The 19,096-nt window shown below is 59.0% G+C and carries 20 protein-coding genes; 11 read left to right on the top strand and 9 right to left on the bottom strand.

The features are described from left to right. The coding region (locus tag BT199_RS27310; protein ID WP_218189595.1) for a hypothetical protein at positions 1 to 309 on the top strand (309 nt) is incomplete at its 5' end. A gap of 35 nt (positions 310 to 344) precedes the next feature. On the opposite strand, the gene tyrS is transcribed toward BT199_RS27310, so the two are convergent. Continuing rightward, on the bottom strand, positions 345 to 1,544 hold the full coding sequence (tyrS, locus tag BT199_RS21680) for a tyrosine--tRNA ligase (RefSeq protein WP_072435440.1): 1,200 nt from the start codon (positions 1,542 to 1,544) through the stop codon (positions 345 to 347). 209 nt (positions 1,545 to 1,753) lie between these two features. Between tyrS and BT199_RS21675 the strand changes: the two genes are divergently transcribed. Beyond that, positions 1,754 to 3,166, top strand: a complete 1,413-nt coding sequence (locus BT199_RS21675; protein WP_014720159.1) for a peptidoglycan DD-metalloendopeptidase family protein — start codon at positions 1,754 to 1,756, stop codon at positions 3,164 to 3,166. 3 nt (positions 3,167 to 3,169) lie between these two features. Beyond that, positions 3,170 to 4,261: an anhydro-N-acetylmuramic acid kinase gene (locus BT199_RS21670; RefSeq protein WP_014720160.1), complete on the top strand. Its 1,092-nt coding sequence runs from the start codon at positions 3,170 to 3,172 to the stop codon at positions 4,259 to 4,261. Between the two features lie 65 nt (positions 4,262 to 4,326). Here BT199_RS21670 and erpA read toward each other — a convergent pair whose 3' ends face one another. After that, positions 4,327 to 4,677 (bottom strand): iron-sulfur cluster insertion protein ErpA, encoded by a 351-nt coding sequence (gene erpA / locus BT199_RS21665; protein WP_014720161.1) that lies wholly within the window; start codon positions 4,675 to 4,677, stop codon positions 4,327 to 4,329. Between the two features lie 165 nt (positions 4,678 to 4,842). After that, the gene (argC, locus tag BT199_RS21660) at positions 4,843 to 5,877 is read right to left on the bottom strand and encodes an N-acetyl-gamma-glutamyl-phosphate reductase (protein ID WP_072435439.1); all 1,035 of its coding nucleotides are present in this window, start codon (positions 5,875 to 5,877) and stop codon (positions 4,843 to 4,845) included. 134 nt (positions 5,878 to 6,011) lie between these two features. Here argC and hemJ point away from each other — a divergent pair, with 134 nt between their 5' ends. From hemJ to coq7, 6 genes are all read left to right on the top strand, one after another. Next, complete coding sequence (gene hemJ / locus BT199_RS21655; RefSeq protein ID WP_003194674.1) at positions 6,012 to 6,440, top strand: protoporphyrinogen oxidase HemJ; 429 nt, start codon at positions 6,012 to 6,014, stop codon at positions 6,438 to 6,440. A 24-nt stretch (positions 6,441 to 6,464) separates the two neighbouring features. Further along, positions 6,465 to 7,427 carry an NAD(P)H-dependent flavin oxidoreductase gene (locus tag BT199_RS21650; RefSeq protein ID WP_038451719.1) on the top strand — a complete coding sequence of 321 codons (963 nt, stop codon included), beginning with the start codon at positions 6,465 to 6,467 and terminating at the stop codon, positions 7,425 to 7,427. A 68-nt stretch (positions 7,428 to 7,495) separates the two neighbouring features. Next, positions 7,496 to 8,452: a DUF805 domain-containing protein gene (locus BT199_RS21645; RefSeq protein WP_032903899.1), complete on the top strand. Its 957-nt coding sequence runs from the start codon at positions 7,496 to 7,498 to the stop codon at positions 8,450 to 8,452. 61 nt (positions 8,453 to 8,513) lie between these two features. Continuing rightward, positions 8,514 to 9,302, top strand: coding sequence for an SDR family NAD(P)-dependent oxidoreductase (locus BT199_RS21640; RefSeq protein ID WP_003194680.1), 789 nt, complete (start codon positions 8,514 to 8,516; stop codon positions 9,300 to 9,302). Positions 9,303 to 9,347: 45 nt separating this feature from the next. Further along, positions 9,348 to 9,686 (top strand): histidine triad nucleotide-binding protein, encoded by a 339-nt coding sequence (locus tag BT199_RS21635; RefSeq protein ID WP_003194682.1) that lies wholly within the window; start codon positions 9,348 to 9,350, stop codon positions 9,684 to 9,686. Between the two features lie 85 nt (positions 9,687 to 9,771). Continuing rightward, entirely contained in the window at positions 9,772 to 10,419 is a 648-nt protein-coding gene (gene coq7, locus BT199_RS21630; protein ID WP_014720165.1) for a 2-polyprenyl-3-methyl-6-methoxy-1,4-benzoquinone monooxygenase, read from the top strand. 46 nt (positions 10,420 to 10,465) lie between these two features. Here the strand turns inward: coq7 and BT199_RS21625 are convergent, their stop codons facing one another. Beyond that, positions 10,466 to 10,888 (bottom strand): OsmC family protein, encoded by a 423-nt coding sequence (locus BT199_RS21625; RefSeq protein WP_003194686.1) that lies wholly within the window; start codon positions 10,886 to 10,888, stop codon positions 10,466 to 10,468. A gap of 245 nt (positions 10,889 to 11,133) precedes the next feature. On the opposite strand from BT199_RS21625, the gene crp reads away from it, so the two are divergent. Next, positions 11,134 to 11,778, top strand: coding sequence for a cAMP-activated global transcriptional regulator CRP (gene crp, locus BT199_RS21620; RefSeq protein WP_014720166.1), 645 nt, complete (start codon positions 11,134 to 11,136; stop codon positions 11,776 to 11,778). Here crp and BT199_RS21615 read toward each other — a convergent pair. The 4 genes from BT199_RS21615 to BT199_RS21600 all read right to left on the bottom strand — a co-directional run bounded on the left by BT199_RS21615 (position 11,775) and on the right by BT199_RS21600 (position 15,099). Continuing rightward, positions 11,775 to 12,470 (bottom strand): lipoate--protein ligase family protein, encoded by a 696-nt coding sequence (locus tag BT199_RS21615; RefSeq protein ID WP_072435438.1) that lies wholly within the window; start codon positions 12,468 to 12,470, stop codon positions 11,775 to 11,777. The genes crp and BT199_RS21615 overlap by 4 nt on opposite strands. A 143-nt stretch (positions 12,471 to 12,613) precedes the next feature. Beyond that, positions 12,614 to 13,450, bottom strand: a complete 837-nt coding sequence (gene trpC, locus BT199_RS21610; protein ID WP_014720168.1) for an indole-3-glycerol phosphate synthase TrpC — start codon at positions 13,448 to 13,450, stop codon at positions 12,614 to 12,616. Next, positions 13,447 to 14,496 carry an anthranilate phosphoribosyltransferase gene (trpD, locus tag BT199_RS21605; protein ID WP_003194694.1) on the bottom strand — a complete coding sequence of 350 codons (1,050 nt, stop codon included), beginning with the start codon at positions 14,494 to 14,496 and terminating at the stop codon, positions 13,447 to 13,449. The genes trpC and trpD overlap by 4 nt, the downstream gene beginning before the upstream one ends. A gap of 9 nt (positions 14,497 to 14,505) precedes the next feature. After that, the gene (locus BT199_RS21600; RefSeq protein WP_014720169.1) at positions 14,506 to 15,099 is read right to left on the bottom strand and encodes an aminodeoxychorismate/anthranilate synthase component II; all 594 of its coding nucleotides are present in this window, start codon (positions 15,097 to 15,099) and stop codon (positions 14,506 to 14,508) included. Between the two features lie 412 nt (positions 15,100 to 15,511). On the opposite strand from BT199_RS21600, the gene estP reads away from it, so the two are divergent. Continuing rightward, a complete protein-coding gene (estP, locus tag BT199_RS21595; protein WP_072435437.1) occupies positions 15,512 to 17,434 on the top strand; it encodes an esterase EstP in 1,923 nt (640 codons plus the stop codon). 132 nt (positions 17,435 to 17,566) lie between these two features. Here the strand turns inward: estP and trpE are convergent, their stop codons facing one another. Continuing rightward, positions 17,567 to 19,048: an anthranilate synthase component I gene (gene trpE / locus BT199_RS21590; RefSeq protein WP_019817793.1), complete on the bottom strand. Its 1,482-nt coding sequence runs from the start codon at positions 19,046 to 19,048 to the stop codon at positions 17,567 to 17,569. Between the last annotated feature and the right edge of the window lie 48 nt (positions 19,049 to 19,096).

Here is a 19,096-nt window from a genome sequence, read left to right as displayed (position 1 = left end):
GTTAAAGAGCGGTTGGTTAAGATCTTTCGTCTCAACCGAGGCGCGCATTCTACAGCAGCCTCATTTGCTGTCAAGTGGTTATTTTCAGAAGTTTTCGAAGATTTCTTCAACAACTTCAACCACTTGCGCTTGCGATCTCTCGTAAGCGGGAGGCGAATTCTACAGCGTTACACGCTGCTGTCAACACCTCTTTTTCAACTTCCTTTTAGCTTCGATGAACTGAAGCAACTTGCTGTCGAGAACTGCGTAACTCATTGTTTACCAAGGAGTTTTCCGTTTCGACTGCGCCGGAAGTGGGGCGAATTATAGACAGATATAATTCGCCGTCAACAGCTATTTCAGACTTATTCGGATTTGAGCGTAATTCGCGCAAATGCCTTCTTGCCCGCCTGGCAAACGTGAGTGGCGCCCAGCTCGTATATAAAGGTGCGATCAACCACCTCACCATCTATACGCACACCGCCGGCCCCCAAAAGATCACGCGCGACCGCTGAATTCTTCACCAGGCCAGCTTTATTAAGCACAGCGGCAATCGGCATCGCCTCGGCAGCAGTCAGCTCAATCTCGGGCAGATCGTCAGGCAGCTCGCCATCTTTCATGCGATTACCTGCCGCACGGTGAGCGCTGGCCGCAGCCTCCTCACCATGGAAACGCGCAACGATTTCTTCAGCCAGCTTAATCTTCACATCGCGAGGATTAGCGCCCGCCTCGACATCCGCACGCAGCCCATTGATCTCGTCCATCGAGCGGAAGCTCAACAGCTCGAAGTAGCGCCACATCAGCGCATCCGGAATAGATACTAGCTTGCCGTACATCACACCCGGCGCTTCCTGGATACCGACATAGTTACCCAGGGACTTGGACATCTTCTTGACGCCATCCAAGCCCTCCAGCAATGGCATGGTCAGAATGCACTGAGCCTCCTGACCATAGGCGCGCTGCAATTCACGCCCCATCAGCAGGTTGAACTTCTGATCGGTGCCACCCAGCTCGACATCCGCACGCAGCGCCACCGAGTCGTACCCTTGAACCAGCGGGTAAAGGAACTCATGAATGGCGATTGGCTGATTGGTCGAGTAGCGCTTGTCGAAGTCATCGCGCTCGAGCATGCGCGCCACAGTGTACTGGGACGTCAGGCGAATGAAATCTGCCGGCCCCATTTTGTCCATCCAGGTGGAGTTGAACGCCACCTCGGTCTTGGCTGGGTCAAGAATCTTGAATACCTGGGTCTTATAGGTCTCGGCATTATCGAGCACCTGTTCGCGAGTCAGCGGCGGGCGCGTAGCGCTCTTGCCGCTTGGATCACCGATCATCCCGGTGAAGTCACCTATAAGGAAGATGACCTGATGGCCCAACTCCTGGAACTGACGCAGCTTATTAATAAGCACGGTATGACCCAGGTGCAGATCCGGCGCGGTCGGATCAAAGCCAGCCTTGATACGCAGGGGTTGGCCACGCTTGAGCTTTTCGATCAGCTCGGCCTCGACCAACAGTTCTTCCGCACCACGTTTTATCAGCGCTAGCTGCTCTTCAACCGACTTCATAACAGACCCGCAAGGCTCAGATTCAAAAGGGAACCAACCATACAAGATCAGGGACTAATTACAAGTTTTGCCCTGCGCACGGACACCGTTCAGCAAGCCCAGCGTTCGCGAGCTTGCGCCACAGATGATTTGGTTATATTTTATACAGTTATTTCATCTTCATCATGTCATTCATCTTTTCCATTTCATCTTCAAAGTCAAAATTACTTATGACCACTGAACCGTCTAAAGCGCCGCCGCTTTACCCGAAGACCCACCTGCTCGCCGCAAGTGGTATCGCCGCCCTTCTCAGCCTGGCACTGCTGGTATTCCCTTCCAGTGACGTTGAAGCCAAACGAACATCCCTGAGCCTCGATCTGGAAAGCCCAGTTGAACAACTGACACAAGATCAAGACGCTTCCGACGCTCAACAAGCCACAAACACTGCAACTGAGTCACCTTTCGCACAGATCGAAAGCACTCCCGAAGACACCCAGCAAGCCGCCCAGGAAGCACCTGCAGCAGCCGCAGCCAAGAATCCCCAGCATCGCGAAGTCATCGTGGGCAAAGGCGATACACTATCTACCCTGTTCGAAAAGGTTGGGTTGCCTGCCGCCGCTGTAAATGAAGTGCTCGCCAGCGATAAGCAAGCCAAGCAATTCACTCAGCTCAAACGTGGCCAGAAGCTTGAATTTGAGCTGACGCCAGACGGCCAGTTGAACAACCTGCACACCAGCATCAGTGACCTGGAAAGTATCAGCCTGAGCAAAGGCGCCAAAGGCTTCGCATTCAACCGAATCACCACCAAACCCGTCATGCGTTCCGCCTACGTACACGGCGTGATCAACAGCTCCCTGTCGCAATCGGCCGCGCGTGCGGGCCTCTCGCATAGCATGACCATGGACATGGCCAGCGTATTTGGCTACGACATCGACTTCGCTCAGGACATCCGTCAAGGCGACGAATTCGACGTGATCTACGAGCAGAAAGTAGCCAACGGAAAAGTGGTCGGCACTGGCAACATTCTGTCTGCACGCTTCACCAACCGTGGCAAAACCTACACCGCCGTGCGCTACACCAACAAACAGGGCAACAGCAGCTACTACACAGCTGATGGCAACAGCATGCGCAAGGCCTTCATCCGTACCCCCGTTGACTTTGCCCGTATTAGCTCGCGTTTCTCCATGGGCCGCAAGCATCCAATTCTGAACAAAATTCGCGCGCACAAGGGTGTCGACTATGCCGCGCCGCGTGGCACGCCAATCAAAGCGGCAGGCGACGGCAAGGTCTTGTTGGCGGGGCGTCGTGGTGGTTACGGCAATACGGTGATCATCCAGCACGGCAACACGTACCGCACGCTGTACGGCCACATGCAAGGTTTTGCCAAGGGCGTCAAGACTGGCGGCAACGTGAAACAGGGCCAAGTGATCGGTTACATCGGTACCACCGGCCTCTCCACCGGCCCGCACTTGCACTATGAGTTCCAGGTCAACGGCGTACACGTCGACCCACTGGGCCAGAAGCTCCCAATGGCTGACCCGATTGCCAAGGCCGAACGCGCGCGCTTCATGCAGCAGAGCCAGCCGCTGATGGCACGGATGGATCAAGAGCGCTCCACCTTGCTGGCTTCGGCGAAGCGTTAAGGTATGCCGCTCTATATCGGTGTGATGTCCGGGACCAGCCTCGACGGCCTGGATATCGCCCTTATCGAACAAGGCGCGGCGATCAATCTGATCGCCACTCGCTATATCCCAATGCCCGACGCCTTGCGCACAGAACTGCTGAGCCTATGCGCCAGCGGCCCGGATGAAATCGCCCGTTCGGCAATTGCCCAGCAGCAATGGGTGACGCTCGCTGCACAAGGGATCATCGCCTTGCTGGAGCAACAAAACCTCAAGCCTCAGGACATTCGGGCGATTGGTAGTCATGGCCAGACGATTCGCCATGAACCCGCCCGAGGCTTCACCGTTCAGATCGGCAACCCTGCCCTACTCACCGAACTGACAGGCATCACTGTCGTCAGCGACTTCCGCAGCCGCGATGTCGCTGCCGGCGGCCAAGGCGCTCCTTTGGTTCCAGCCTTTCATGAAGCCTTGTTCGGCGAGCAGACGGGCAATCGCGCGGTATTGAATGTCGGCGGGTTCAGCAACCTCAGCCTGATCGAGACGGGCAAGCCTGTCGCCGGTTTCGACTGCGGCCCGGGGAACGTGCTGCTCGATGCCTGGATTCACCTGCAGCGCGGAGAACACTTTGATCGGGACGGGCAATGGGCGGCCAGCGGCAAGGTCCAGCCCCAGCTGCTCAATACGCTGCTCAGCGATCCGTTCTTCATGACCAAAGGCCCGAAAAGCACGGGCCGAGAGGTGTTCAACCTGGCCTGGCTGCAGCAGCACCTTGGCCGTTTGCCCACCTTTGAACCCCAAGACGTACAGGCCACCCTGCTGGAGCTGACGGCCCTGACCATCGTCGAGTCCCTGCAAAGCGCCCAGACTGACACAACAACCTTGCTGATCTGCGGCGGCGGCGCCCATAACGGGGCACTGATGGGCAGGCTGACAACGTTGCTGCCTTCTACCCATGTCAGCACTACAGCGGCCTATGGCGTAGACCCTGACTGGGTAGAGGCAATGGCCTTCGCCTGGCTGGCCCATTGCTGCCTTGAAGGCATTGCCGCCAATCGTCCCAGCGTCACTGGCGCACGTGGGCTTCGAGTGCTTGGCGCGATCTACCCCGCCTGAACCCCAGACAGCAAAACGCCGCTTGGCCCGTAAAAGCCAAGCGGCGTTTTTGTATCTGCTACCGATCAGATCGAGAACGAAGACCCGCAACCACACGTCGTGGTGGCATTAGGGTTCTTGATCACGAAACGCGAGCCTTCCAGACCTTCCTGATAATCCACCTCGGCACCTGCCAGGTATTGGAAGCTCATCGGATCCACGACCAGGCTTACACCCTCGCGCTCAACGATAGTGTCGTCATCGGCCACATCTTCATCGAAGGTAAAACCGTACTGAAACCCTGAACAACCGCCGCCCGTAACGAATACGCGCAGCTTCAAGCGATCATTACCCTCTTCATCGACCAGGCTCTTCACCTTGTGCGCAGCACCGTGGGTGAATTGCAAAGACGTGGGGGTGAAGGACTCAACGCTCATGCTGATAATCTCCCGGCGTAGCGCCGCCATATGCGTAATGGCGGGTATTATCCGCTTCTCCTAGAAAAGCGGTCAACTATTGTTACGGTATATCAATCCGCCCAGCGACCATTAAAAATGCAAAAGGCCCGATCAAAGGGCCTTTTGCGCAACGGTGATCCCGCGTTAAGGCAACATCCCCGCGTGGGACAGGCCCAACTTCTCGTCCAGGCCGAACAGGATATTCATGTTCTGCACCGCCTGGCCCGAAGCGCCCTTGACCAAATTGTCGATCACCGACAACACCACCACCAGGTCGCCATCCTGCGGACGATGCACCGCAATACGGCACACATTGGCACCACGCACGCTGCGCGTTTCCGGATGGCTGCCGGCCGGCATCACATCGACGAACGGCTCATTGGCATAACGTTTTTCAAACAACGCCTGCAGGTCTACCGAGCGATCAGTGACAGTCGCATACAGCGTGGAGTGAATCCCGCGGATCATCGGCGTCAGGTGCGGCACGAAGGTCAGACCCACATCCTGGCCGGCAGCGCGGCGCAGGCCCTGGCGAATTTCCGGCAAGTGACGATGACCTTTTACCGCATAGGCTTTCATGCTTTCCGACGTTTCGGAGTATAGAGAACCGACCGCCGCGCCACGGCCCGCACCACTGACGCCCGACTTACAGTCGGCGATCAGCCGCGACGCATCCGCCAGGCCAGCTTCCAGCAATGGCAGGAGGCCCAATTGCGTCGCCGTCGGATAGCAACCCGGCACCGCAATCAGGCGTGCTTGCTTGATCTGCTCGCGATTGACTTCCGGCAGGCCGTAAACCGCCTCTTCCAACAGCTGCGGCGCACCATGGGGCTGGCCGTACCACTTGGCCCACTCATCGGCGTCTTGCAGGCGGAAGTCTGCCGACAAGTCGATAACCTTGGTACCGGCCGCCAGCAACTCACCGGCCAGAGCATGGGCGACACCGTGAGGCGTGGCGAAGAACACCACGTCGCAGGCACCCAGAGTCTTGGTGTCCGGCACACTGAACGCCAGACCGTCATAGTGGCCTCGCAGGTTCGGGTACATATCGGCCACGGCCAGCCCGGCTTCGGATCGGGAAGTGATGACCACCACCTCAGCTTGCGGATGCTGAGCCAACAGACGCAGCAATTCGACACCGGTGTAACCCGTGCCGCCGACGATACCGACCTTGACCATAAACCTGCCCTCAACGAACCCACTGGAAAGCCGTCGATAATAGGGGCCGTATCGTCCTGCGACAACCGTCAACGTGACGTACGGGCGCATGAGCCACTACTATCTTCGCTACCGTGAACCTGGGAATAACTAAAATGCTCTATCTATGGGTCAAAGCCTTCCATATCGTCAGCATCGTTTGCTGGTTTGCCGGGCTGTTCTACCTGCCGCGCCTGTTTGTCTACCACGCCCAAAGCGAAGACACCGTCAGCAAGGAACGCTTCAGCATCATGGAGCGCAAGTTGTACCGGGGCATCATGGGCCCTGCGATGGTTGCCACACTGGTTTTCGGCATCTGGATGCTGGCCCTCAACCCCGGCATTTTCCAGTCGGGCGCCTGGATCCACGCCAAGTTGACCCTGGTCGTCCTGCTGATTGGCTACCATCACATGTGCGGCGCACAGGTAAAGCGCTTCGCCCGTGGCGAAAACACCCGCAGCCATGTCTTTTATCGCTGGTTCAATGAAGTCCCGGTTCTGATATTGCTGGCTATCGTAATTTTGGTCGTGGTCAAACCGTTCTAACGTCAATTACTCGGGGAACCTCCAATGTCGCTGCCCGCTCTGCTGGAACAACGTCTGCGCCTGCCCGTGGTGGCCGCGCCGATGTTTCTGATCTCTAATCCGCAACTGGTCCTGGCCTGCTGTCGCAACGGGGTAGTTGGGAGTTTCCCGGCGCTCAACCAACGCGAAAGCTGTGGCTTCAAGGCCTGGCTGGAAGAAATCGAAGCGGGCCTGGCTCAGTTGGACAACCCTGCGCCCTATGCCGTGAACCTGATCGTGCACAACAGCAACCCGCGCCTGGAGGCAGACCTGGCGATCTGCGTCGAGCACAAGGTGCCCATCGTCATCACCAGTCTCGGTGCGGTAAAGGAGTTGGTGGACGCGGTTCATAGCTACGGCGGCCTGGTATTTCATGACGTCACTACCCGACGCCATGCCGAGAAAGCCGCTGAAGCGGGTGTTGATGGCCTCATTGCCGTCGCCGCTGGTGCGGGTGGCCACGCTGGCACCTGGAGCCCCTTTTCACTGATTGCCGAAATTCGCCAGTTCTTCGACAAAACCCTACTGCTGGCGGGCTGCCTTAACCATGGGCACGAAATCCTCGCCGCCCAGGTGCTGGGGGCAGACCTGGCATATTTCGGCACGCGCTTTATCGGCACCACCGAAAGCCAGGCACCGGATGCGTATAAGGAGATGCTGCTCACATCGCGCGCCGCCGACATCGTGCACACTCCAGCAGTCTCCGGCGTACCTGCCAGCTTCATGCGCCAGAGCCTGGAAAATGCCGGGTTTGACCTCGCTGCGCTTCAAGGCAAAGGTGAAGTCAACTTCGGTTCCAAGCTCAAGCCATTGAGCGATGAGGCCAAAGCGTGGAAAACTGTATGGTCTGCTGGCCAAGGCGTCGGTGAGATCAATGATGTACCCAGTGTGGATGACCTCGTTGCCCGCCTGGATGCCGAATACCGCAAAGCACGCGAGCACGCCGCGCAACTGCGCTGGCCACGCTGACCCACTGGCAGGCCTGCCGATTGGACAGGCCTGCATACTCTCCCTGATTAAGTGACAAGGATGCCCGCATGAGCGACAGCCGTTTCAAGATTGTGTTTGACGGAGCCTTGCGCCCAGGTGTCGAAAGCACCACCGCCAAGCTGAACCTCGCCGAGTTATTCAAAAGCGATGTTGAAGCGATCGAAAAGCTCTTCACCGGCCGCCCCGTCGCGCTCAAGCGCGACCTGTCCCACCCCGACGCGCAAACTTACCTCACGGCACTGCACAACGCCGGGGTCGACGCTCGCATCGAGGCCGAACAACCTGTGGCATTCAGCCTGGCAGAAACCCACGAAACAAGCTCGTCAACCGCTGACCGCGCCGCCGCCTCACCTTATGCTCCCCCACGCGCTGCCGTTGGCGACGACCTGCCGGAGTTCGCAACCCTCAAGGTCTTCACCATCCACGGGCGCATCGGGCGCCTGCGCTACCTGGCCTGGACGCTGGCACTGACCGTCGCGATGTTGGTGGCAGCGGGCATCATCAGTACGGTGGGCTTCGCGGTGGCGACAGCCTCGCCAACCATCGCCATCATTATTGGCTCACTGCTGGGTTTCGCGCTGTTTGTGGCACTGGTAGTGGTGAGCGTGCAAATCGGCGTGCAGCGCCTGCATGACCTGGGCTGGTCTGGCTGGCTTTACCTGCTCAACCTGGTTCCGCTGGTTAACAGTGTTTTCCCGCTGCTGTTGCTGGTATTGCCAGGCAACACGGGCGCCAACCAATACGGCGCGCCACCACCACGCAACTCCACTGCGGTGAAAATCCTGGCCTCGCTGTGGCTGGCGTTCATTCCCTTGATGCTCATCATCGTCGTCACCCTGGGCATGAACGGCTACCTGGACCAGCTTGAAGCCAACATGGACAGCAGCTACGAAAGCAGCTCCATCACCTCCGATGCAGACGCCGATCAAAGCGCTATCGTTGACGAAGCCGCAGCGCAAAGTGCTGACGATGCAGCCGAACCTGTAGACTCTCCAGAACAGTGAAGAAACGCCCGCCGCCTGTGACGCACTGTCATGGGCCGGCGGCGTTGCGATGGAGAAAGGCATGACCCGTTACGCTCTGATCACCGGCGCCTCCAGTGGCATCGGCCTGGCATTGGCCGAAGCCTTGGCACGGCGTGGCCGTAGCTTGATTCTGGTGGCCCGCCAGCGTGATCAGTTGGAAAGCATTGCATTGGAATTGACCCAACGCTTCGGCGTCGAGGTACTGTTTCGCGCCTGTGATTTGGGCGAGCCGCTGCGCTTGTCCGGCTTTTTGCTGGAGCTCGAAGAGGGTGAGCGACAGATCGACCTGCTGGTCAACTGCGCCGGCATCGGCACCAGCGGGCCGTTCCTGGCCCAGGACTGGATGACCGAGCAGGACCTCATCGAAGTCAACATCCTGGCCTTGACCCGCATGTGCCACGCACTGGGCAATGCCATGGCCCTGCATGGCGGCGGGCAAATCCTCAATGTGGCTTCGGTCGCGGCCTTCCAGCCTGGGCCGTGGATGAGCAGCTACTACGCCAGCAAAGCCTACGTGCTGCACTTCTCCGAAGGGTTGCGCGAGGAATTGAAGACCTGCGGCATCAAGGTTTCAGTGCTGTGCCCTGGCCCTACGCGCACCGCATTCTTCGGCACCGCGCAGATGGATACGGCGAAACTCGACCGCAGCCAGCAACTGATGAGCCCGGAAGAAGTCGCGCTCTACACCGTGCGGGCGCTGGAAAAGAACAAGGCCATCATCATTCCCGGGCGCCGCAATCGTTGGCTGACGTTCAGCCCACGCCTGAGCCCCCGCTGGCTGACCCGCAAAATTGCCGGAGCCATCAACAAGGCCTATTGCCCGCGCTGACGGCCTACGTACACTTACCTCACTTTTCACGATGGAGATACAGCTGTGGATACTCTGTTCACCAAGATCATCAACAGGGAAATACCGGCGAAGATCATCTATGAAGATGACCAAGTCCTGGCTTTTCACGATATCGCCCCCCAGGCACCAGTGCATTTCCTGGTTATCCCGAAAAAACCCATTCGTACCCTCAACGACCTGACCGAGGACGATAAGGCGCTGGCCGGCCATATCCTGTTCACCGCCCAACGCCTGGCCGTGGAACAAGGCTGCGAAAAAGGCTTTCGTGTGGTGATGAATTGCAATGAAGACGGCGGGCAAACCGTTTACCACATCCATATGCACGTGCTGGGTCAGCGCCAGATGAACTGGCCACCGGGCTGAGTGCACAAGGGCAAATTGACTCAGCACAAACGCTGGACGCTCTCTTGCGGTAAACTGGCCGCCGAGATTCTTCCCGGAGGTCAGCATGACTACCCAACGTCACTACTCGCCGATTGACCGTCTGTTGCTGCAAGCCGACATGGCCATGCGCACCCTGCTGCCGTTCAGTGGCCAGCCCTACCGCCCATCGCCCGCCATCGTGCAGCCGGATGTACAGTTGAGCGAGACCGACACCCGTCACGTCGCAGGCCTGATGCGCATCAACCATACCGGTGAAGTCTGTGCCCAGGCGCTGTACCAGGGCCAGGCGCTGACCGCCAAGTTGCCGCAAGTGCGCGTGGCGATGGAGCATGCGGCCGAGGAAGAGATCGACCACCTGGCCTGGTGCGAACAACGCATCCGCCAGTTGGGCAGCCATCCCAGCGTGCTCAACCCACTGTTTTATGGCTTGTCGTTTGGTATCGGCGCGGCTGCCGGGCTGATCAGTGACAAAGTCAGCCTGGGGTTTGTGGCCGCGACAGAACATCAGGTGTGCAAGCACCTGGATGAACACCTGGAGCAACTGCCGGCCGAAGACGAAAAGTCACGGGCCATTCTTGAGCAGATGCGCATTGACGAAGAGCACCATGCAGAAAGCGCGCTGGACGCGGGCGGCTTCCGCTTTCCAGCCCCGGTACGGTTCGGCATGAGCCTGTTGGCCAAGGTCATGACCAAAAGCACTTATCGAATCTGAACCGAAAAAAGGGCGCCCGAAGCGCCCTTTCTTTTGCCTGCTGTAATCAACCCAGCTCGATGATTTCGTAGTCGTGGGTAATGACCACGCCCGCAGCCCCCAGCATGATCGATGCTGAGCAGTACTTCTCTGCCGACAGCTCGATGGCACGCTTGACCTGGGCTTCTTTTAGCGCCCGGCCCTTGACCACGAAATGCATATGGATCTTGGTAAAAACCTTGGGGTCTTCAGTGGCGCGTTCAGCTTCCAGGAAGGCTTCGCAGCTTTCTACGGCCTGGCGGGACTTCTTCAAGATGCTGACCACGTCAAAATTGCTGCAACCGCCCACACCCAGCAGCAACATTTCCATGGGGCGTACACCCAGGTTACGACCGCCGGCTTCCGGCGGACCGTCCATGACCACCACATGGCCGCTGCCCGACTCACCGAGGAACATGGCTTCGCCCGCCCATTGGATGCGTGCCTTCATCGCCCAGACTCCACTGCTAAAAAAGGGTCGCCAGCTTAGCACAGGGCCTTGAAACAACAGCGCTCTGCATAAATTCGATAAATGACAGCGTTTGCCGCTAAATTGGCTAATCGCGACAGAAGGTGTCTGGTAAGCTGGCGCCAAATGAATGGCGCATTGCCATGACTTGTACAGCGTATATCAATGAGATGCCGCTGGATAAAAACAACGCCAACTACACCGCGCAGTCTTTTCGGGATACAACCATGGTTGCTCTTACTCCCACACCCAAGATCAAGAACCTCGACAAGCTGTTGCTGCATTGCCAGCGCCGACGTCATCCGGCCAAGCACAACATCATCTGCGCCGGCGAGCGCTCAGAAACCCTGTTTTTCATCATCAAGGGCTCAGTCACCATCCTGATCGAGGATGAGGATGGCCGTGAGATGATCATTGCCTATCTCAACGCCGGAGACTTCTTCGGGGAGCTGGGTTTGTTTGAACAAGCAGGCAAAGAGCAGGAACGCAGTGCTTGGGTACGAGCCAAAGTTGAGTGCGAAGTGGCCGAAATCAGCTATGCAAAATTTCGCGAATTGGCCCAGCATGATCCGGACATCTTGTACGCCCTGAGCGGTCAGATCGCCCAGCGCCTGCGCGACACCACCCGCAAAGTCGGCGACCTGGCGTTCTTTGATGTCACCGGCCGCGTCGCTCGCTGCCTGTTGGACCTATGCAAGCAACCCGATGCCATGACCCATCCCGACGGCATGCAGATCAAAGTCACGCGCCAGGAGATCGGACGTATTGTCGGGTGTTCACGAGAAATGGTCGGCCGCGTGCTCAAGGACTTGGAAGAACGCAACTTGGTGCACGTCAAAGGCAAGACGATGGTGGTGTTCGGTACCCGTTAAACCGGCAGGAAGCCAGCCAGCATCTGACGGTACAACGTGTCGAGCCGACGGATCGCATCCGGCGCCGTAAACGCTTCGTGCAGTGCGATATGGCTATCGGCGCGAACCCGCTGCTCCAAACCGCAGGCTTGATTGAAGCGGTTGACCGCCGCAATCAATTGCTCACGATCATTCTCCAGCAACATCGCCCCGTGCACCAACCCGACCGGGCGGCCACCGCTTTGTCGCCAACGCTGGGCAGTGCCCACCATTTTGCGGCCATTGAGGTTGACGTTGTAACGGCCGTCGCAAAAGGCACCGTCAATTTCGCCGACGGACGCATCGCCACCCAACTCGATCAACAGATCACAAATCGGTTGGCACAAGCGCTGATAGCCGGTTTCGATGCGCCCCTGGTCGCTTTCACTGCGCGGTGGGGCATAGACCAGGGCGATATTGACCGTGGCGCCGGACTGCGGCACCGGCTCACCACCGGTTTCACGCAGCAATACCGGCCAACCCGCATCGGCCGAAACCTGGCTCGCCACCGCGAATGCCGACAGCCGGCTCAAACGGCGCGGCATGACCAGTGCTTGGTCACTGGGCTGCCAGAACAGCAATCCGAATGCCTGCTCACCCGCGCAAACGGCTGCCAATAGGTCTTGCTCGGCGGCAAGGCCTGCTTCGACAGTCATGATCACGGGCTGGAGCATCGAACACCTACCTACCTGAATAAACACAAAACCAATGTGGGAGCTGGCTTGCCTGCGATAGCGGTGTGTCAGCTACACAGAGGTTGGCTGACCCGCCGCTATCGCAGGCAAGCCAGCTCCTACAGTTCCGAGCGTATTTCAAATCAGTCTAGTGTCGAACCGCTGATCGTCGTACCGCGCTCCGGGAAGAACAAGCGCTGCAGCTCCGCCCCCGGGTTCTCTGCGCGCATAAACGTCTCGCCCACCAGGAACGAGTACACGCCACTGATTTCCATCAGTTCCACATCGGCGCGGTTGACGATGCCACTCTCGGTAATCACCAGACGATCGCGCGGGATACGCGGCAGCAGGTCGAGGGTGGTTTCGAGGCTGACGTCGAAGGTATGCAGGTTACGGTTGTTGACGCCCACCAGCGGAGTATCGAGGGTCTTCAATGCGCGCTCCAGCTCGTCGCCGTCGTGTACTTCGACCAGCACGTCCAGGCCGACGCTTTTGGCCACGGCCGCCAGCTCGGCCATCTTCACGTCATCCAATGCGGAGACAATCAGCAACACGCAGTCGGCACCCAAGGCTCGGGCTTCAACGATCTGGTACGGGTCCACCATGAAATCCTTGCGGATCACCGGCAACTTGCACGCGGCGCGCGCCTGTTGCAGAAACAGGTCTGAACCTTGGAAGTAGTCGATATCCGTCAGTACGGACAGGCAAGTCGCCCCACCCTTCTCATAACTGGCGGCGATCTCGGCGGGTACAAAGTTCTCGCGAATCACCCCCTTGCTCGGCGAGGCTTTCTTGACCTCGGCGATCACGGCCGGCTGCTTGAGCTTGGCCTGGGCGATCAAGGCATTGGCAAAGCCGCGTGGCGCATCGGCGCTTTTCGCCTGGGCTTCCAACTCGGCCAGGCCCACGCGGGCGCGGCGCTCGGCCACTTCTTCAGCCTTACGGGCCAGGATCTTTTCCAGAACGGTTGGCACACTCATCCTTCATTCTCCATCTTGAATACGGCGGTGAATGCTCCCAGCTCTTCGAGCTTCTCACGAGCCAGGCCGGTGTGCAGCGCATCGTGGGCCAAGGCGACACCTTCCTTGAGACTATAGGCATGGTCGGCGGCGTAAAGTGCTGCGCCAGCGTTGAGCACAATCATTTCCGCAGCTTTCTGACCGTTTTCGGTCTTACGACGCCCCAGAGCATCACGAATCAACTCCAACGAAGCCGCCGGGCTTTCCACCGCCAGGCCGTGCAAGCTCTGGCTTTTCATACCCAGGTCTTCAGGTTCGACCCAATATTCGGTGACCTCGTCGTTCTTCAGCTCCGCCACGAAGGTCGGCGCCGCCAGGCTGAATTCGTCGAGGCCATCCTTGGAGTGCACCACCAGCACATGCTTGCTGCCCAAGCGTTGTAATACTTCGGCCAGCGGCCGGCACAGCGCCTGGCTGAACACGCCCACCACCTGATGCTTCACACCGGCCGGATTCGTAAGCGGGCCGAGCATGTTGAACAGGGTACGCAGGCCAAGGTCCTTGCGCGGGCCGGCAGCGTGCTTCATCGCGCCGTGATGGGACTGAGCAAACATGAAGCCAATGCCAACGCTGTCGATGCAGCGCGCTACTTGCACCGGCGTGAGGTTCAGGTAAATACCGGCAGCTTCCAGCAAGTCGGCACTGCCGCTCTTGCCAGACACTGCGCGGTTCCCGTGCTTGGCGACGGTGCAACCAGCGGCGGCCACCACGAAGGATGAGGCGGTCGACACGTTGAAAATATTCGCACCGTCACCGCCGGTGCCCACTACATCGACGACGCCGTCGAGGGTCTTGAGTTCGACCTTGTCCGCCAGCTCACGCATCACCGACACCGCACCGACGATTTCGTCGATGCTTTCGCTCTTCATGCGCATCGCCATCATAAAAGCGCCGATCTGAGCATCGGTGCATTGACCGGTCATGATCTCGCGCATCACATCGCTCATTTCCGCGGTGCTCAGGTCCAGATGGCCGACGATACGGCTCAGGGCAGTCTTGATATCCATGAAAAGTCCTTAGCGCGTGCCGCCGCTCTGCTTGAGAAAGTTGGCGAACAGCTCGTAGCCCTGCTCGGTCAGGATTGATTCAGGGTGAAATTGCACCCCTTCGACGTTCAGTGTCTTGTGGCGCAGGCCCATGATCTCGTCGACCGAGCCGTCTTCCAATTGGGTCCAGGCGGTCAGTTCCAGGCATTCGGGCAAGGTTTCACGCTTGACCACCAGAGAGTGGTAACGGGTCACGGTCACCGGCAGGTTCAAGCCATGGAATACACCCAAATCCCGATGGAACACCGGGCTGGTCTTGCCGTGCATGACCTCGCGCGCGCGCACCACATCACCGCCAAACGCCTGGCCGATGGACTGATGGCCCAGGCAGACGCCCAGGATCGGCAGCTTGCCGGCGAAATACTGGATAGCTTCCAGAGAGATGCCCGCCTCGGTCGGCGTGCACGGGCCAGGCGAAACCACGATGCGCTCGGGGTTCAGCGCAGCGATTTCAGCAACGGTAAGTTCATCGTTGCGCACCACCTTGACCTCGGCACCCAGTTCGCCCAGGTACTGCACAACGTTGTAGGTAAAGGAGTCGTAGTTATCAATCATCAGCAACATGTGGGTTCAAACCTCTTGAATTCACTGATTTCAAATGACCGCCTTCCAAGCGTGTGACCCGCTGCCAGACGCACGTTCCGGTTGCCAGGGTGAGTTGGCAAGGGGCGTCAGACAACGGGTGAAGAAGGCAAATCGGTACAGGTCCGGCCAGGCCGGCAGAGAAAAATGTCAGGCGCGCCAACGCCAACGGGCGTGTGCCTTGACTACTCGCATCAAGAGTTTGCTGATGATCAACACGGGGAGGGTCTCATTCATACGTTCAGGCACAGTAACGTAGGCTCGCCAGCGGTGCAATATGGAGCCGCAAATACGGGGACGCAACGTAGGTGGATTCCGGATTTCCCTACAGAAAATGCCAGAAATTTTGCTAGTGTTTCACTTCCGACATAAAAACAACCCAATGGAATCTTGCATGCTCAGACCAGCGTTTTTCGCGCCCCTTGCCGGCTGCCTCCTGTCATTGGCCTGCGCCCAGGCGTTCGCAGCCCCGTCACCTTATTCAACCATGGTGGTTTTCGGCGACAGCCTGGCGGATGCAGGCCAGTTTCCCGACGGTTCGGCCGGCGCCACATTGCGCTTTACCAACCGAACCGGGCCGACCTTCCAGGGTGAATACGGCCTGGTCTCATCGACCCTGCTGGGCACGAAACTGGGCGTCGCTCCCAACGACCTGAATGCTTCCACCTCACCGGTTCGCGCAGCCCAGGGTTTGCCAGACGGCAACAACTGGGCAGTGGGTGGCTACCGTACCGACAATATCCTCGACTCCATTACCTCAGTCTCCAATGCTGCGATTCCCCCAGGCAACCCCGGGGGCGGCACTGTGTTGCGCAGTCGGCAGGGCTATCTGCCGGCTAATGGTGGGAGAGCCGACCCGAACGCACTTTACTTCCTTTCCGGTGGCGGCAATGACTTCCTGCAAGGCCGGGTACTCAGCCCCGCTCAAGCGGTCGCCGCCGGCGGCAGGCTGGCGGACAGCGCCCAGGCCCTGCAACAAGCCGGCGCGCGTTACATTATGGTGTGGATGCTACCCGACCTGGGCCTGACGCCGGCCATCAACGGCACCCCACAGCAAGCAGCGACTTCGGCCCTGAGCACTATTTTCAACCAGTCCCTGGTACAGCGTCTGTCACAAGTGGATGCACAGGTTATCCCGCTGAACATCCCGCTGCTGTTGAACGAGGCCTTCGCCGATCCAGCGCGCTTCGGCCTAGCCACCGGGCAGAACCTGACGGGCACCTGCTTCAGCGGTAACAGTTGCACCGCCAACCCAACCTATGGCATCGGCGGCACCAACCCGGACCCAACCAAGCTGATCTACAACGACTCGGTCCACCCTACCGTGGCCGGGCAACGCTTGATTGCCGACTACGCCTATTCGCTACTCGCCGCGCCGTGGGAACTGACCTTGCTGCCGGAAATGGCCCAAGGCACATTGCGCGCCCACCAGGACGAGCTGCGTAACCAATGGCAAGCAGACAACGGCAGCTGGCAAGCCGTCGGCCAATGGCGCGCCATAGTGGCCGGCGGAGGCCAACGCCTGGATTTCGATGATCAGAGCAGCTCGGCCAGTGGCGACGGCAGCGGCTATAACCTGAATATCGGTGGCAGCTACCGGCTCGATGAAAACTGGCGCGTGGGCGTTGCCGCCGGCCTGTATCGGCAGACACTCGAAGCCGGCGCCAATGATTCAGACTACAAGCTCAACAGCTATATGGGCACGGCATTCGCCCAGTATCAGCAGAACCACTGGTGGGCCGATGCCGCATTGACCGGCGGCAAGCTGGACTTCGACAGCCTCAAACGCAAGTTTGCCCTGGGTATCAGCGAAGGCTCGGAGAAAGGTGACACCGATGGCTGGCTCTGGGCCCTGAGCGGCCGCGTGGGGTATGACATCGCCGCGCCGGGCAGCGACTGGCACCTCTCGCCGTTCATCAGCGCCGATTACGCGCGGGTTGAAGTCAATGGTTACTCGGAGAAAAGCAGCCGCTCCACCGCCCTGACCTTTGACGATCAACAACGCGACTCCAAACGCCTGGGCGTCGGCCTGCAAGGCAGCTACCGCATCACGCCGCAAACCCAGGTTTTTGGCGAAGTGGCCCACGAGCATGAGTTTGAAAATGACACCCAGAAGGTGAACATTTCGCTCAACAGCGTGCAGGGGATCGACTTCAAGCTCGACGGGTATACGCCTCGCAGTAATTCTGACCGCTTGAGCCTGGGTGTCAGCCACAAGCTGACTCAGGACCTGGCGTTGCGGGCGGCGTATAACGTGAGAAAGGATGACAACTTGACCCAGCAAGGCATCAATGTCGGAGTCAGTCTGGATTTCTAAACAAATCCCAAGACCGGTGAAAAACTAATGTGGGAGCGGGCTTGCTCGCGAATACGGTGTATCAGTCACACATGTATCGACTGACACTCTGTATTCGCGAGCAAGCCTGCTCCCACATTTTTTATTCCAGCTTCAGTCTTGTGGAGTTTGCTCTGCCAATGCCACGGCACGGAACATCGCCCGACGCTTGTTGAGGGTTTCTTCCCATTCAAGGGCCGGCACCGAGTCCGCCACAATCCCGCCGCCCGCCTGCACATGCAGTTCGCCGTCCTTGATCACGGCCGTGCGGATCGCAATGGCGGTGTCCATATTGCCGTTCCAAGCAAAATACCCGACGGCGCCGCCGTAGACACCACGCTTGACCGGCTCCAGTTCGTCGATAATTTCCATCGCACGGATCTTCGGCGCCCCCGACAATGTGCCCGCCGGCAAAATCGCTCGCAGGGCGTCCATCGCCGTCAGCCCGGCCTTCAGCTCGCCGGTGACGTTGGACACGATATGCATCACATTGGAATACCGTTCGATGACCATCTTCTCGGTCAGTTTCACCGAGCCGATTTCCGAGACACGCCCGGTGTCGTTGCGCCCCAGGTCGATCAGCATCAGGTGTTCGGCAATTTCCTTTTCGTCGCTGAGCAGGTCTTCTTCCAGCGCCACGTCGGCTTCTTCGGTCGCCCCACGGGGGCGCGTGCCGGCAATCGGGCGCACGGTGATCAGGTTGTCTTCAACCCGCACCAGCACTTCCGGCGAACTGCCCACGACGTGGAAGTCGCCGAAGTTGAAGAAGTACATATACGGCGTCGGGTTGAAGCAACGCAGTGCGCGGTACAGGTCAATCGGTGCCGCCTTGAAGTCGATGGACATGCGTTGCGACGGCACCACTTGCATGCAGTCACCGGCAAGGATGTATTCCTTGATGGTATCGACGGCGCGCTCGTAGTCATCCTGGGTAAAGCTGGAGCGGAACACCGGGTCGGCCGCCGGGGGGCGGCTGAGGTCCAGGCCGCGACGCGGGGTGATCGGCTGGCGAAGTTTTTCCAGCAACGCTTCCAGGTTGGCCTGGCCTTGTTCGAAGGCATCAGCCTGGGCGGGGTCGGCGAGGACAATCGCATGCATCTTGCCGGCGAGGTTGTCGAACACCACCACCGCGTCGGACACCATCAGCAAAATGTCCGGCACCCCCAGCGGGTCCGGGTTCGGGCATTTGCCCAGGCGTTTTTCCACATAGCGCACGCAGTCATAGCCGAAGTACCCCACCAGGCCGCCATTGAAGCGCGGCAGGCCAGCAATGGTCGGCACGTTGTAGCGCGCCTTGAAGGTTTCGACAAAGGCCAGCGGGTCTTCTACGTCATGGCTTTCGATCTCCACGCCGTCATGGGTGATGCTCACATGATGGTCGTGCACCCGCAGCACCGTGCGGCATGGCAGGCCAATGATCGAGTAACGGCCCCACTTCTCGCCGCCTTGTACCGACTCAAGCAGGTAAGAGTTGGGCTCATCGGCCAGCTTCAGGTAGATCGACAGCGGCGTATCGAAGTCGGCCAGGGTTTCGCAAGCCATGGGGATACGGTTATAGCCGGCAGCGGCCAAACGCAGGAATTCTTCGCGGGTCATGAGGTGCCTCGTGGTGTGAGGGTCAAGTCAGGTAGGCAAACGTGCCGC

This window comes from Pseudomonas sp. NFR02 (assembly GCF_900119375.1).
Taxonomy (GTDB): Bacteria; Pseudomonadota; Gammaproteobacteria; order Pseudomonadales; family Pseudomonadaceae; genus Aquipseudomonas; species Aquipseudomonas paracarnis.
This window is presented reverse-complemented; position numbering and strand designations above follow the sequence as displayed.

Excerpts from the sequence above, each read along its gene's own strand:
- tyrS (WP_072435440.1), bottom strand. The coding sequence starts at position 1,544 with ATGAAGTCGGTTGAAGAGCAGCTAGCGCTGATAAAACGTGGTGCGGAA.
- BT199_RS21675 (WP_014720159.1), top strand. The coding sequence starts at position 1,754 with ATGACCACTGAACCGTCTAAAGCGCCGCCGCTTTACCCGAAGACCCAC.
- BT199_RS21670 (WP_014720160.1), top strand. The coding sequence starts at position 3,170 with ATGCCGCTCTATATCGGTGTGATGTCCGGGACCAGCCTCGACGGCCTG.
- erpA (WP_014720161.1), bottom strand. The coding sequence starts at position 4,677 with ATGAGCGTTGAGTCCTTCACCCCCACGTCTTTGCAATTCACCCACGGT.
- argC (WP_072435439.1), bottom strand. The coding sequence starts at position 5,877 with ATGGTCAAGGTCGGTATCGTCGGCGGCACGGGTTACACCGGTGTCGAA.
- hemJ (WP_003194674.1), top strand. The coding sequence starts at position 6,012 with ATGCTCTATCTATGGGTCAAAGCCTTCCATATCGTCAGCATCGTTTGC.
- BT199_RS21650 (WP_038451719.1), top strand. The coding sequence starts at position 6,465 with ATGTCGCTGCCCGCTCTGCTGGAACAACGTCTGCGCCTGCCCGTGGTG.
- BT199_RS21645 (WP_032903899.1), top strand. The coding sequence starts at position 7,496 with ATGAGCGACAGCCGTTTCAAGATTGTGTTTGACGGAGCCTTGCGCCCA.
- BT199_RS21640 (WP_003194680.1), top strand. The coding sequence starts at position 8,514 with ATGACCCGTTACGCTCTGATCACCGGCGCCTCCAGTGGCATCGGCCTG.
- coq7 (WP_014720165.1), top strand. The coding sequence starts at position 9,772 with ATGACTACCCAACGTCACTACTCGCCGATTGACCGTCTGTTGCTGCAA.
- BT199_RS21625 (WP_003194686.1), bottom strand. The coding sequence starts at position 10,888 with ATGAAGGCACGCATCCAATGGGCGGGCGAAGCCATGTTCCTCGGTGAG.
- crp (WP_014720166.1), top strand. The coding sequence starts at position 11,134 with ATGGTTGCTCTTACTCCCACACCCAAGATCAAGAACCTCGACAAGCTG.
- BT199_RS21615 (WP_072435438.1), bottom strand. The coding sequence starts at position 12,470 with ATGCTCCAGCCCGTGATCATGACTGTCGAAGCAGGCCTTGCCGCCGAG.
- trpC (WP_014720168.1), bottom strand. The coding sequence starts at position 13,450 with ATGAGTGTGCCAACCGTTCTGGAAAAGATCCTGGCCCGTAAGGCTGAA.
- trpD (WP_003194694.1), bottom strand. The coding sequence starts at position 14,496 with ATGGATATCAAGACTGCCCTGAGCCGTATCGTCGGCCATCTGGACCTG.
- BT199_RS21600 (WP_014720169.1), bottom strand. The coding sequence starts at position 15,099 with ATGTTGCTGATGATTGATAACTACGACTCCTTTACCTACAACGTTGTG.
- estP (WP_072435437.1), top strand. The coding sequence starts at position 15,512 with ATGCTCAGACCAGCGTTTTTCGCGCCCCTTGCCGGCTGCCTCCTGTCA.
- trpE (WP_019817793.1), bottom strand. The coding sequence starts at position 19,048 with ATGACCCGCGAAGAATTCCTGCGTTTGGCCGCTGCCGGCTATAACCGT.